Source organism: Mesorhizobium yinganensis (assembly GCF_040081985.1).
GTDB classification, from domain to species: Bacteria; Pseudomonadota; Alphaproteobacteria; order Rhizobiales; family Rhizobiaceae; genus Kumtagia; species Kumtagia yinganensis.
In genome coordinates, this window is sequence record NZ_JBEBMH010000025.1 from 35,460 (window position 1) to 48,886 (window position 13,427).

At 67.7% G+C, this 13,427-nt stretch carries 7 protein-coding genes; 6 read left to right on the forward strand and 1 reads right to left on the reverse strand.

The features are described from left to right. The 6 genes from ABMA59_RS29055 to ABMA59_RS29080 are packed head-to-tail and all read left to right on the forward strand — an operon-like array spanning position 1 to position 11,435. Positions 1-972 (forward strand): hypothetical protein, encoded by a 972-nt coding sequence (locus tag ABMA59_RS29055; protein WP_349008874.1) that lies wholly within the window; start codon positions 1-3, stop codon positions 970-972. Further along, complete coding sequence (locus ABMA59_RS29060) at positions 969-5,294, forward strand: hypothetical protein (RefSeq protein WP_349008875.1); 4,326 nt, start codon at positions 969-971, stop codon at positions 5,292-5,294. Before ABMA59_RS29055 ends, ABMA59_RS29060 begins: the two co-directional genes overlap by 4 nt. Then, on the forward strand, positions 5,291-7,060 hold the full coding sequence (locus tag ABMA59_RS29065; RefSeq protein WP_349008876.1) for an FISUMP domain-containing protein: 1,770 nt from the start codon (positions 5,291-5,293) through the stop codon (positions 7,058-7,060). Before ABMA59_RS29060 ends, ABMA59_RS29065 begins: the two co-directional genes overlap by 4 nt. Next, positions 7,053-8,960: a glycosyltransferase gene (locus ABMA59_RS29070; protein WP_349008877.1), complete on the forward strand. Its 1,908-nt coding sequence runs from the start codon at positions 7,053-7,055 to the stop codon at positions 8,958-8,960. Before ABMA59_RS29065 ends, ABMA59_RS29070 begins: the two co-directional genes overlap by 8 nt. Further along, positions 8,951-10,255 carry a hypothetical protein gene (locus ABMA59_RS29075; RefSeq protein ID WP_349008878.1) on the forward strand — a complete coding sequence of 435 codons (1,305 nt, stop codon included), beginning with the start codon at positions 8,951-8,953 and terminating at the stop codon, positions 10,253-10,255. Before ABMA59_RS29070 ends, ABMA59_RS29075 begins: the two co-directional genes overlap by 10 nt. Next, positions 10,242-11,435, forward strand: a complete 1,194-nt coding sequence (locus ABMA59_RS29080; protein ID WP_349008879.1) for a hypothetical protein — start codon at positions 10,242-10,244, stop codon at positions 11,433-11,435. The genes ABMA59_RS29075 and ABMA59_RS29080 overlap by 14 nt, the downstream gene beginning before the upstream one ends. 42 nt (positions 11,436-11,477) lie before the next feature. Here ABMA59_RS29080 and ABMA59_RS29085 read toward each other — a convergent pair whose 3' ends face one another. Then, positions 11,478-13,163, reverse strand: coding sequence for a ComEC/Rec2 family competence protein (locus ABMA59_RS29085; RefSeq protein WP_349008880.1), 1,686 nt, complete (start codon positions 13,161-13,163; stop codon positions 11,478-11,480). Positions 13,164-13,427 lie beyond the last annotated feature (264 nt).

Genomic DNA, 13,427 nt, shown 5'->3' on the forward strand with positions numbered 1-13,427 from the left:
ATGAGAGCGACAGCCCGCACCCGCCTTCAGGCCAGCATCGCACTGTGCTTCGCCTCGCCGGCAGCCGTCAGTGCCCGTCTCGGCACGACCGATGTGCCCGCCGACATCAGCGCCTGGCTCGGCCGGCTGCATACGCTGATCGGCGTGCCCTTCCCCTATCTCGTCCCCGACGAAGGCATGCTGCCGCCCGAATCGATCCGCTTCTTCCGGCTCGACACCGCCTGGGTCGAGGCGCTGATCGACGGCGCCTTCAGCATCGGCCGCAACCTTACCTCGGCCGAAGACACCGCAACGCTGGCGCCGAGCCTGGCCGCCCCGCCGGTGAGGCCGAGCCTCGTGCTCGACCAGGCGCTGCATCCGCAAGTGACGGCCAAATCGCGGATAGCCGCGCCGCTTCGCCGCCGCCGCGCCGCGACGCGGGCCGCGGGTCCTCTCGCCGTCGCCGACGGGCCGCCCGTGCCGCAGCCCTGGTACGGCTTCATCCTGCGCTCCTCCGTGGTGTCCGACTATCCGGGTCTCGGCGTCAACGTCTATCCGAAGGGCCATAGTCCTGACGACAAGGGCGCGGAAATCATCCTGCTGCCGGTGCGCCGCCTCGACCTGCTGGGCGAGAAATCCGACACGCTGTTCTGCCTGGTCGAAGGCGAGCCCTACCACATCGACATCCACGAGGCTCCGGAGGTGCTGCACTACGGCATCGACACCTATGTGCCCAGCACCCCGCCACAGGCGACAAAAGTGCTGCGCCTTTTCACGGTCACCAACGGCCAGGTCAAGTGGACCGGAAAGACCGACAAGCCCCCGATCGGCGATGCGTTCCGCAGCAAGCAGCCGCGGGTGGTCAAGATGACCGCGCTCGCCGCCCAGGTCGCCAAGTCGAACGGGATAAAATCCGTCAATTCCGCCGAAATGGGATTCGAGATGACCGAGGGCGTCGGCAAGGTCACATTCGTGAACGGGAGCGCAACATGAGCGCTATCATCCCGCTGAATGTCGCCGCGATCCGCGTCAGCGGCTCCGACCAGAGCAACGTGACGCCCACTTTCAAGGGCCGAACGGCCGCCTTCGACCAGTTGCCTTACACGTCCGCCTCCAGGATCGCGAGCACCGGCGACACGATCGTCCGCCCGCTGGCCGACAACAGCGCGAGCTACCGGCTCGATGCCGGCATCCATCTCCACTGGGAACTGCCCGACCGATTCAAGCGCGGCGTGCAAGGCCCCGCCGACGGGCGCGTCACCTTTCCCGCGGCACCGAACCGCTGGCTGGTGATCCGCTCGTTCAGCCTCTACGACCCGGTCGCCAAGACCTGGGGGGCCGTCGCCCAGAGGGGCTGGATCGTCGAAAGCGACTATGTCAGCGCCACGCCCGCGCTCGGACCGCTGGGCGAGGAGCGACATCCGATCGCCATACCTGTGGCAATCGGCGCCACGCCCTTCAGCTACATGGGCCGCGTGCTCAAGGCCGATGGTTGGGACCCGGCAAAGGAGAATCCTGCCGACTACCTGCCGAATTACAGGGGCCCCAGCGGCGACCCGCTCTACCTCACCTGCATAGGCTTCGTCGGCCCTGCCTTCTCGGGCTACTATCCCGACTGCCGGAGCGTGTTCGGCTTCTGGGACAATTTCGGCGACGTCACGCTCGACGACAAGACTACTGTGGCCGACCTAATCACCGGCAGCAAGCAACTGCGCTTCCGGGCGAGCTACCAGGTCATGGGTTGGCTCTCGGACCCGACGGCGGACCCGCTCGCGGGGATGGCCGCGACGGTGACGAAGAATTATGCGACCTACCTCGCCCAGACCGTAGCCGAAAAAGTGCCGGTCAAGCGCACGCCGGCCGATATCTTCGTGACGCTCGCCGCGCAGCAGCTCGGCTGGACCTTCGACCCCGCGGCCATCGGCTATACGCTCGGCAAGGACAATGCCCTCGTTTCGCTCGACGTGCCGGCGACCAGCCTCGTCTCGGGCATCGTGCAGGAGATCGACTGGAACCAGCTCGATCCCGCCAGCGATACGCCGTTCCTCACCGCGCCGGGCGGCGGCACCTCGTGGAGCGACAATGTCGATCTCGCCATCGGCAACACCACCACCGAGGCGATATCCGCCCTCGTCCGCAGCCAGCTTCCAAAACCCTCCGGCACCGGCATCGAGTCGGACTACGAGTTCCTGCTCGACGCGCTGCAGCTCGGTATCCTGCGCGACATCGAGGACGGCGGCAACACGATGACCGGGCTGGTGGAATCGCTGCACAGCAGGGCCTTCGCGCAGCAGTCGGGTGGCCAGCTCTGGACGGTCTCGGCCCAGGCGCAGCCCTCGGCGGACGGCCAGCCGCCTGTGCAGCCGGTCGAGGTGACGCTGCCGCTCCCGCTCGCCGAGAGGCTCAACACGCTGAATCTGGCCCAGCAGGAATACGACGTTGGGCGTGAACGGCTGGTGACGCTGCGGCGGCAGCTCTTTATGGACTGGGTGATTTTCGTCAAGCAATACACGCGCGGCAATACCACTCCCCCGCCTATCGTCGGCACCAATGACCTCGGAGGCTTCCTCGCCACCTCGACGGGTGGCGAACTCGGCGCGGTAAAGGATCAGCAGGCAAAAATCGGGCTCGCCGCGTTCCCGCTCGATCCCGACGGGCGGCAGGTGATCGGCGTCACCACCCAGGACACCGGGAACACCGCCGCAACGCGTCTCGTCGCCGCCTTCAATGCCATGCAGGCCACCCTGAAGGCCGTCAATGCCGATGCGGCGGCAGCGACCGCCTCGCTGCTGGCCGCCCGTGGCCCCAAGGCCCTGCCGCCGCCTCCGGAATGGGTGCTGGAGGCGACGAGCGCCGCCCCCTACTGGCTGCCCACCGACACGGTCGTGGCGATGGAGGGGGACCGGATCGAGCCTGTCCGGCGCAACGGCGCGACGACAGCCATCGCGGTGCGCACTAGCGCCGAGGTCATCGACCGGTTGACGCTGGCCGCCGGCGGTGGATCGTGGACCGTGAAGGGCACTGACCTCGCGGGCCTGCTACCCGTTCCCCCCACCGCCGCGGACGCCGCAACGCTCGGCGCGGTAGCGGCCGAGACCGCGCTGCTGATGCCGATGAACGCGCCCCTCGTGGCGACGGCGCTCGCCGGCCAAGGCGGCGCCGGCAACCCGGCAGTAACCGGTGCCGCAACCTTCACCGCTGCGCTCGCAACGGCACAGGGAGGCGCCGCGCCGCTTTCCGGCGCGCCCGCTTCGGGGCTCTATGCCGCCGTCCGGGCGGTGGGATACAAGCCGGTGCCCGATCCCGTGCAGACAGTCACTACCCCGATCGCGCTCAGCGTCACGTTCACTGCGGCCAATGGCGGGGCGTTTCCGCCCGATCCTGTCGGCTGGCACACCCAGACGCTACTGCCAGAGTTCATGCCAACACGCGTGGACCCCTTCCTGCCGGTCTGGTTGGTGTGGAGCGCCTCGATCGATCCTCTGGCCCACGGCATGGGAACGGACTACACGCCAACCACCATCTCCGACCGTTTCGCCCTCGACAGCGACGCGGTGGACTATCGCTACCGTCTCGGCAGCGGCGCGCCCGTGCCGGGCTTCACCACCGGCAAGCCGGTCACTTATGCCGGAGCGGTCGTGCTGAACAAGCGCCCGACCGAAGGGCTGACGACGCAGATCGACACCTACATCTCGGATTATCCGCCCGATCCGACCAATCCGGCCGACACAGTCGATGCAGAACTGAAGACGGCGCGCGACGACATCGCCGGGCGGCGGATCATGTCGCAGGCGCTGAGCGGCCTGTCGATGCAGCAGACGCTGCAGACGCCGATGCCTCAGATCGAGGTCGCCAACCGTGTCGCCGGCCCGCGCGACGCGGTGACGGGCGCCATCGCCCAGGCGGCGCGCGCCACCGCCGGGGACACTTGGTATGCCACGGCCTTCAACTCGGTGGCCCCGATCTCGACCGGTATTCTCGCCGACTTCAATTTCGGACCGATGCGCTCGGGTTTCATGGAGGTGCAGTCGCTGACAATCGTCGACGTCTTCGGCCAAGTGATGAATCTCGCGACGAAGCCCACGAGTTCGGGCGCGATGACCGTCGCGCCATCGGCCGATTTCCGGCCCGATCCCGGCGACGCCGCCAATGCCGAGAAGATCTACCTGCCGCCGCGGCCGCTGGTGCCGACCCGCCTCGACTTCCACTGGCTGTCGGCGGTGCATGATACTGCGGAAAAGAACGACTTCATCCTGCTCAACGCTCATCCCGCGACCTCGCCGATCTGCGGATGGATTCTGCCCAACCACCTCGACGTGTCGCTGGTGTTCTACCGGGCCGACGGGGCCGAAATCGGCTCGTTCGGGATCGAGCACGGGCAGTCGAAATACCGCACCCGCGCCGGCAATACCGGCAACCCGACCGACAATCTCGCGCTGGACATCGGCCCCACCGTCAAGCCGCCGGTCAACCCGCATCTCGCCGACCTGATGTGGTTCATCGACGGCCAATCGGCCGGCTTCCTCAAGGATCTGATGGCGACGATCCAGGCGACCGACGCCTACATCGCGCCGGCGAGCCATGCACAGGACGTCTCGCTGTCGATCCTTATGGGACGCGCGCTGGCGGTTACGCGGGCGGTCATCGGCCTCTCGACCGCCGGCGGTGCGCTGCCGATCAGCCAGGCCAATACCTCGGACTCGGGTCCCCTCGCGCTGGCGGTAAAGCATGGTTGGACCGACTACGAGACGAGAGAGAGCAAGACCAGCGCGGGGCTTGCCGATGTGATCTTCCCGTTGCGGCTCGGCGATCTGTCGAACATCGACGACGGCCTGGTGGCGTTTCTGCCCGAAGCTCCGGCAGGCAACCCCTATTCGATCGTCTATTCCTCAGCAGCGCCGAAAGCGGGTGCGAACGATGTCAAGCAGCCGCTGCCCGACACGCTGAGCCTGAAACTCAACGACGGGCTGACGCCGGTCACGCTCATCGTCGATCCGCGCTCGCCCGTCCACGCCACGACAGGCATCCTGCCGGTCGGGCTCGTCCAGATCCCGCCCGACCAGTATGCGGCCGCGCTCGGAGACCTGTCGCTGACCTTCGCCACCCATCCCGTGCTGGCGCGTTCGGGTGGTCTCGCCCTGCCGTTGCCGGCCGAAAACGGCTTCTCCTGGTCCTGGATCGATCCCGGCAAGGCGCCGGTGCCGCTGCCGCCCGACACCGCCTCGGACCTGGCCGTCTGGGGCTACAGTCCCCAGAGCCTGATCGAGGGCTGGCTCGGCCTCGTGCCCGATCCGAAACCCGGAGAAAAGGCATGACCGCCGCCGCACTCATTCCTGTCGCGATCGTCAATCCCGCCACCGGCGACGCGTCGATCGACGTTGGAGTCGCGGCGACGCTCAAGGTGACGCTGACCAACAAAACCGGCGGGCGTATCGACATCACCGCCTCGAACCCGGTCTCGACGCTCACCATCTACGGCGACCCCGCGACGCTCTTCACCGCGGCGCAGTTCACTGCGATGACCGCGACGCTCGACGGCTGGACCCCTTCGGTGGATCAGGGCAGCCCGGCGCTCGTCCTGACGGCCAGCAAGGACCAGACCTGGAGCGACGGCGCGGACCTCGTCCTGACCCTCGACGGCGTGATTTCGACCGATGCACCCGGCGCGGACGGCCTGCAGATCAACCCGGTCGGCCTCATCGGCAATGTGCCGTTCAGCGCTTCCGGAACCTTGATTCTGAAAGAGCCAAAGAAACCCGGCAACGCCTCCCTGACCGATGTGTTGCAGGTCAATCTCGACAACCAGGGGCTTGTCTACCGTTCCGACGAAGGCGACCCGCTGACAAACATTCTCTTCCTCAACATCAAGAATACCGCCGCCGCCGCTGTCTACCGCGGCAAGACGGCGGCAGGCAGCCCGCGAGTCGATGTCCGTTTCGTCTATGGCGGCACCGCCGGCGCGCTGGCTCCCGCGACGAACAATGGCGGGGTGGGTCCGGTCGGTTCGGCCTGGAACATTCGCGCCGACCCCAAGGTCGTACCGCTCGGCTGGTCGACCACCAATCCCGACATCGCCGGCAGTGATCCGGTGCCGGTCTGGACCTTGACGCCGTCGACCATGGCGATCCTCGGCACAGGCGACCTCGCCAACGTGACTTTCACCTTTTCCGATATCGTATCGTTCACGCCGGTCGGCCATACGCAGATATATCTGCTGTTCACCGGCTTCATGCAGGACGAGACGACACGCTACGACGACCACGTCTTCGTCCTCGACATCCCCAAAGTCGACCCTCCGCCGACCCGCGGCCTCGTCGCGTTCAATGCGGGCTCTCCGCTGGCCGAAATGCGCGACCCCAATGCGGCGATCCCCGTCTCGCTCCGCTGGACGATGTTCAACGTGGCGCGTGTCCAGCTTCTGGCCTCGGCCCCCACGGTGCCGCCGGCGGTCGTGACTTACCCCGAGCCCAAGCCGCTGGACTATGGCGGTCGCGACCTCAGTATCCCACCGGTTGCGCGCAGCGAGCCGATCTTCTTCAGCCTGCAGAGCTTCGACGGCAATGGCGGCTTCCTGAACGCCCTCCAGTTCACGGTATACGTCCAGGTCTCCTGGGTAAACGACAAGAACGGGCGGAACTATCCCGTTGCGCTGTTCGGCAACACGTTCTGGATGATCGAGAATTTCGCCTACGATGCTCACGGCTCCTTCGCTTATGGCACTCAGAAACTCACCGACGCCTATGGCCGGCTCTATACCTGGGACGCGGCGAACGCCTATGCGCCCGACGGCTGGCAGCTTCCCAGCGTCGCCGACTGGCAGGCGCTTTTCAACCTCTGGCCTTCGTCCACCGCGGCCTTCGCCGAACTGATCGACGGCGGCAATTCGGGCTTCGCAGCCGGCCTCGGCGGACAGCAGGACAATACCGGCACGCTGTCCGGTCTGCTGTCGCGCGGGGTCTACTGGACCGCGAGCGACCCGCAGACGGCGCAGTTCTCGACCGGTTCCGGCACCGGCATGGTCTCGGTCGGCACCCCGCTGCCGGACTATGCCGTCTCGACCCGCTATATCAGACATGTCTGAGGCGGCGGCGATCCGGCGTCCGGCCGAAGCGCTGGTCCGTCGCCCGACGATCTGCCTGTGCATGATTGTGCGCAACGAGGCGCACGTGATCGAGCGGGCGCTGGCCTCGGCGCGACCGTGGATCGATGCCTGGGTGATCTGCGACACCGGCTCGACCGACGGCACGCCGGAGCGCGCGGCGGCTGCGCTGGAGGACATCCCGGGCAGGGTCCATCATCATGCCTGGGTGGATTTCGGCGCCAACCGCAGCCGCGCCATCGCGCTGGCGCGGCGCCTTGCCGACTATGTTCTGATCCTCGACGCCGACATGACGGTCAAGGTCGCCGATCCCGACTTCAAGGCCGGCCTTGTCGCCGACCGCTACTGGCTGCGCTACGACGATCCCGAGCTCGACTATTCGCAGGTCATGCTGGTGTCGAGCCGGCACAACTGGCGCTTCGTCGGCGTGACGCACGAATACATCCACACCGATGCAGAGACGATAGACGGCGTCCTGCCGGCGCTGGCGCTGGTCCATCATGGCGATGGCGGCAACCGTTCGGCCAAGTACACCCGCGACGTTGCGCTGCTGACCCGGGCGCTGGAGGCCGATCCCAAAAACACCAGGGCGATGTTTTACCTCGCCGAGAGTTTTGCGCAGCTCGGCCGCCCGGCCGAGGCGCGCGACTGGCACCGCGCCCGCGCCGCCGCCGGGGGCTGGGAGGAGGAGCGCTGGTTCTCCAGCTACCGCGCCGCGGTGATGGGCGGCGAGGCCGGCGCGCCATGGATAGAGGTCTCGGCGGCGCTGCTCGCCGCCTGGGCCGCGCGGCCGCAACGTATCGAGCCGCTCTACGACATCGTCCGCCACCACCGGCTCGCCGGCGAATTCGCGCAGGGCTATGCCTTCGCCGCCATGGCCGGACACGGCCTCGCCTATCCCGACGATCATCTGTTCATCGCCCGCGCCGTCTACACCCACCTGTTCGCCTTCGAATACGGGCTTTGCGCACTGGCGTTCGGGCGGCTGTCCGAGGCGATCACGGCCTTCAACGCCGTCCTGGGCGGTCCAGACGCACCCGCCGCAGACGTGGCAGCGACCTCACGCGAGGGGCGGCGTGTTGCGGCGCTTGCCCTGCATCCGGCCCAGGTGCGACTGGCGCCTCGCGCCGCCCGTCTCGTCGTCGCGGCGCCGTTCCGCAATGCCGGGCCGTTCCTGGCGCGCCATCTGGCATCGATCCAGCAACAGACCGGCGTCGATTTCCGCGCGGTCTATGCCGACGACGCCTCGACCGACGGCGCGGCGGCGGTGCTGCCTGCCGGCGACACGCGGATCGAAATCGTCACTCGAACCGAGCGGCGTGGCGCCGCCTTCAACCTGCATGACATCGTGACGAACCACTGCGATCCCGACGAGGTCGTGGTCTGCCTCGACGGCGACGACTGGCTGGCGGGGCCTGATGCCCTGGCCCACGTCGCCGCGCTTTACGGCGATCCCGGCTGCTGGATGACATGGGGCCAGTTCGAGACGCCGGACGGCCGCATGGGTTTCGCCCAGCCCTTCGCATCCGAGACGGATTTCCGCGGCCTCAGGCTGGGCAGGCGCGTGACGCATCTGCGGACCTTCCGTGCCGGCCTGTTCCACGCCATAGCCGGCCAGGATCCGGGCTTTGAGTGCCTCAAGGATGCCGGGGGGCGCTGGCTCATGGCCGCGACAGATGCCGCCGTGACGTTTCCGCTGCTCGAACTCGCGGGCTTCCAACGGGTGCGGTTCAACGACCGTGTTCTCGCCGTCTGCAACGACGCCAATCCGCTGTCCCATCATGCGCAGCCGGCGACCCGCGCCGCGCAGGCGGCTGCCTTCGCCGAGGTGCAGCGACAACGCCCCTTCGCCCGTCTAACTGAGGTGCCGGCATGGGCCTGACGGCTGACCAGACCCGCGCCTTCCTGGTGCATGCCCACAATCTCGGGCACGATGCCGCGCGGCTTCTCGACGGAGCCGAAGAAGTGCGCGACTTCGGCCTCCCGGCGCTCGATCACGGCCGGGTGTTCTCGACCGCCGACGACGCCTCGCGGGGGTGCCGGGCGGAACATTTCTTCAACCCGACCATCGCGGCGCGGCGGCGTCTCGGCCAGGGCGTCCACGACCGCTGCGAAGCCGGGGTGTTCGCCGGCCTGCCGGTGGCGCAATCCGACCTCGTCGGCATGGCCGGGCACCTGCCCTTCCCGGTCCGCGCGTCGAGCGAACTCACCCGCCGCATCCCCGCCGGAACCGAATGGGACGTCAGCGCGCGACCGGGCGACTGGGGCCGCGAATACCGCGACGACGTCGTCCGCGTGGTCAACATCGGCATGCTGATCGTCGAGCCGGGAGCGCGGCTCGTGGTGCAGGGAAACCTGTTCTTTCTTCTCTGCCAGCGTGTGATCCATCTGGGCGACGACGATTTGGACGGCTGGCAGATCGGCGTGCTGGCCACGCCCTTCTCGGTCGATCCCGGAACCGGTCCCGACAACGGTGCGCGCGGTCGGGACGGCGAGACCGGCCTGGCCGGCGCCGACGGCGTTGCGCGGCAGGCGACGCCGACGCTGCTGGGACCGACGCTCGTCCGCGATGTGCCGGAAGGCGCGGCCGACGGCCTGCCGGGCGGAGCGGCGACCGACGGTACGCACGGCGGGCCGGGGCGGACCGGTGGCGCGGCCAAGATCGCCGAGATCACGCTGCGCGCGATAGAAGGTAGTGTCACCATCCTCGCCGCCGGGGGCGATGGCGGCAATGGCGGAGACGGCGGAGACGGTGGCAACGGCGGCAGCGGCGGCAACGGCGCTCCGGCGCTGCGGACATTTCGCGGCCTGCTTCCCGCCGGCCGAGGCGGCCGGGGAGGCGCCGGTGGCGCTGGTGGAGCTGGCGGACGCGGCGGCCATGGCGGCCTAGCCTCCAACGTCTATGTCAGCGTGCCCGAAGCCTTCGTCCCGCAGGTCCGGCTCCGACCGCTGCCGTCGCGCGGCGGCGCGGGCGGGCTTGGCGGATCGGGCGGTAAGGCCGGCGTCAGCGGCGCCGGGGTACCTCCGGGCGTCCCGGGTATCGCCGGTCCGGATGGCGCAGCCGGCCGCCACCGGCCGGCGCCACCGATGTTTCTCAACGACCGGCCGGTTGCGAACGCGGCCGCGATCCCCTTCGAAATCCAACCCAGAGGAGGAATGAGCCATGCTGAGCAATGAAGAACGACTGCAACGATTAGGACTGGCCGGCCGCTTCAGCACGCCCGGCGTGCAGGAGCACGTGATCACTGTCAAGGATGTCGACCAGTTGCGGCATGTCCTTGACCTTGGCCACAGCGACGAAGGCCGGGCCGCGCATTTCTCGTCGCTGTTCGGCGGTATTTCGACCGACGGCGATGAACTGATCCAGCGCGTGCAGGAATACGTGCTCGGCAACGGCGCCTTGACGGAGGCCGACCGGGCCGCTGTTGCGAAGGCCTTTCCACTCAATATCTACGTCTCGGCCGATCCGGCAGGGCCGCTGACCATCGATGCGCCCTACGACCTGTCGACCAGCGACGGCAGCACCCGCGTGGCGATCTTCACCGACGTCACCATGAATCCCGGCGGTTACTTCATCTGTTCGGCAACGCCGCTGCAGTTCACCTGCAGCACACTGACACGCGTCGGCGCCGGCGGCGCGGCCGGCGACTTCAACATTCTCGGCAAGACCGGCGCCGACATCCAGGCGCCGGGTGGCCAGAGCGCGCCGGGACAGGCGCAGAACGGAGCGTCGGGCCAATGCTCGTCGGCCGGCATCGCCGGCCAGGGCGGCGGCAACGGCAGCACCGGCGCGGCGGGTGCGACCGGCGCTTCGGGCGGGCGCGGCAATGACGGCGTCGCCAGCCAGATGGCGACCATCACCATCACCGGCGCCGTAACCACGCCGCAGGGTCAGCAGATCCTCGTTGCCTCTCGCTCCGGTACCGGCGGCACCGGTCAGCCCGGCGGGCCGGGCCAGCCGGGCGGCCAGGGCGGCAACGGCGGCAACGGGGTGAGCTGCGGCTGCACCGGCAATGGCGGCGGCACAGGCGGTCCAGGGGGTTCGGGAGGGAATGGCGGCCCCGGCGGCCCCGGTGGCAACGGTGTCAACGCGAGCGCCAATGTCGTCGTCAGCGCGCTGGCGACCGAGATCCCGAAAATCCTGCAAGGCGGCGTCACGGCCGAGGTGCCGTTCGGCAATGGCGGCGCTGGTGGATCGCCGGCCGCGGGCGGGCCTGGCGGCGGCGGCAGCAGCGGCGGCAAGAACAACAATGGCGGCTCGGGTGGCGGCACCGGCGGCGCCGGCGCGACCGGATCCCAGGGAGACCCCGGCACAGTCAGGGGCCAGCCCGCCAAGGTGATCATCCAGCCCCTCTAGGAGGCGGATTTTTCCAGGAGCGGACGTCGGCGCGTCCGCTTCTCAGAACGCCTGAGCGACAACGGTCGGGCCGACGGTGACGCCGAAATAGGCGTCGTCGTCGAAATAGGAAATGTCGAAGGTTCGCCCGCCCGGTCCGGCATTGGCGTTGGCCTGCGTTACATTGATCACGATGTCGCCGCGCGGCCGACCGGGCGTCAGATTGGGCAGGCCATTGTCGCCGGCGACCCGCGACTTGTTCGGAGCGTAAGCCGGATAGGCCGGCGGCGGGATCGGCCCACCGGGCGGCGGAAAGATTTGGTTTACCCCGAACGACGAGGGAATGTGCCCGGTCTGGAACTGGCAATTCGTCAGGTAGAAGTTGCCAATGTTGCCGTTGGCATGCAATCGGCCGATGGCTGCCGGGCCGGGGTGGGCGACACCGTTGAAAATGCCGCCGCCGACAGAAATGACCGCCACCGGCGCCGAGAGAGCGTTTATGAAGGCCGTACTCGTCGATCCGTCGGCTCCGTGATGGCCGGCCTTGAATGCGGCGAAATTCAGCGGCGCTGGGAAGGGCGCGCCGCCTTGCGGGTTGGGGAGTGCCTGCGCCATCACGGTTGCCGCGAGCGCATCCTCACCAACCGTCGTCAGGTCGCCGCCCGTGTAGAAATAGAAGTTTCCGAAGCGCAGAACCAGTCCGATGCTCAATCCATTGTTGCCAGCGCCGCCAGGTATTGGGGCAAGAGCCGGAGGCACCTCCCACATCCAGCCGTTGGCAGCAACGACGAACGCGGCTGGCGAACCGGCCGGGGCAAGTGCCGCGCCACCGCCGAGCGTGTCCCACAGCACTTCGTCGGTCAGGTCGGGCTGGCTGAGCGAGCGGCGATTGTGAACGGCCGTCGGAACGGTGATGGTGGCGCCGCCCGTGAAGGTCGCCGTCCCGGCTACCGAATTCAGATAGCCCGCTGTGGCGCCGGCCGCGCCGGGATCGACGAGAATGGCGTTGCGAAAGACCTGGAAGGTACGGAAACGCGCAGTCGCGGGAATGCCGGGAGCCATCGCGGTGAAGGCCGCGCCGGTCGCGCCCATGGCGCGCGGACCAAGCGCCGTGCCTAGAGGCACAGTGCCGGCGAGCACTCCGGCGTCGCTGGCGACGTTCGTCTGGCGGGGTCCGTTCCTAACGATGACGGGGTTCATCGCGCCGAGCGTTATTGCAACCCGATGATCGCCGTAGGGGATTCCCAAGGCCGCGGCCTGAGCGTTGGTTGTCCCAAGCGGCACCGCAACGCCATGGGTATCCTGGCCTGCCAGGTCGGCGATATTGGCACGCTGGGGCCCGCCAGGGACGTCGTATGCGCCGAGCGTTGCGGCGAGCCCGGCGGCCGCGGCGGCGACTATGACCTGCTGCCCGACGCGGCCGGCAGCGATCGCGGCAATGGCCGCGCGGGCTGCGGCGGCGCCAACTATTTCCGCCGACGCCTCGAATATGTCTGCCTGGAGAAGCGCCACCACGCCGCCCGAATGGTCGACATCGAAATGCGAGGTGACGATGACGTTAACCTCTTGAACCCCATGCAGCGCGAGCTGTCCCGCGACGAAGTTGTTAACCGTCGACGCATGGAGCGCACGGCCGCCGTCGATCAGCATGGTCCGGCTCGCTCCGCCAGGACCGGTATCGCGAGCAATAATGAGGGCGCTTTCGCCTTGGCCGACGTCGATCGTCGCAATGTTTAGAATCCAAGGCATCGCATACCCCCAGCGCGCGTTCGTACCGCTTTCGACCATCCGCTGCTTTTCGATACAGTATCGTAAGAAGCTCACGCAGCGGCAACCGGGGAGTATAGTGAAACCCGCGTGTAAGTCTTGCGTTAAATGAGAATCCAGAAGGAAAGTGTGGCTGACTTCTCTAAATATTTCAGATAATTTTTAGGATGGAATTCATGGATCAATAATTCTGGAGATTCTTTAGGTTGAAAACAAAACGTACCTGGAATTCTCATGAAAAATTTC

What these genes read in the sequence shown, in the direction of transcription:
- ABMA59_RS29055 (WP_349008874.1), top strand. Translation starts at nt 1, where the DNA reads ATGAGAGCGACAGCCCGCACCCGCCTTCAGGCCAGCATCGCACTGTGC.
- ABMA59_RS29060 (WP_349008875.1), top strand. Translation starts at nt 969, where the DNA reads ATGAGCGCTATCATCCCGCTGAATGTCGCCGCGATCCGCGTCAGCGGC.
- ABMA59_RS29065 (WP_349008876.1), top strand. Translation starts at nt 5,291, where the DNA reads ATGACCGCCGCCGCACTCATTCCTGTCGCGATCGTCAATCCCGCCACC.
- ABMA59_RS29070 (WP_349008877.1), top strand. Translation starts at nt 7,053, where the DNA reads ATGTCTGAGGCGGCGGCGATCCGGCGTCCGGCCGAAGCGCTGGTCCGT.
- ABMA59_RS29075 (WP_349008878.1), top strand. Translation starts at nt 8,951, where the DNA reads ATGGGCCTGACGGCTGACCAGACCCGCGCCTTCCTGGTGCATGCCCAC.
- ABMA59_RS29080 (WP_349008879.1), top strand. Translation starts at nt 10,242, where the DNA reads ATGCTGAGCAATGAAGAACGACTGCAACGATTAGGACTGGCCGGCCGC.
- ABMA59_RS29085 (WP_349008880.1), bottom strand. Translation starts at nt 13,163, where the DNA reads ATGCCTTGGATTCTAAACATTGCGACGATCGACGTCGGCCAAGGCGAA.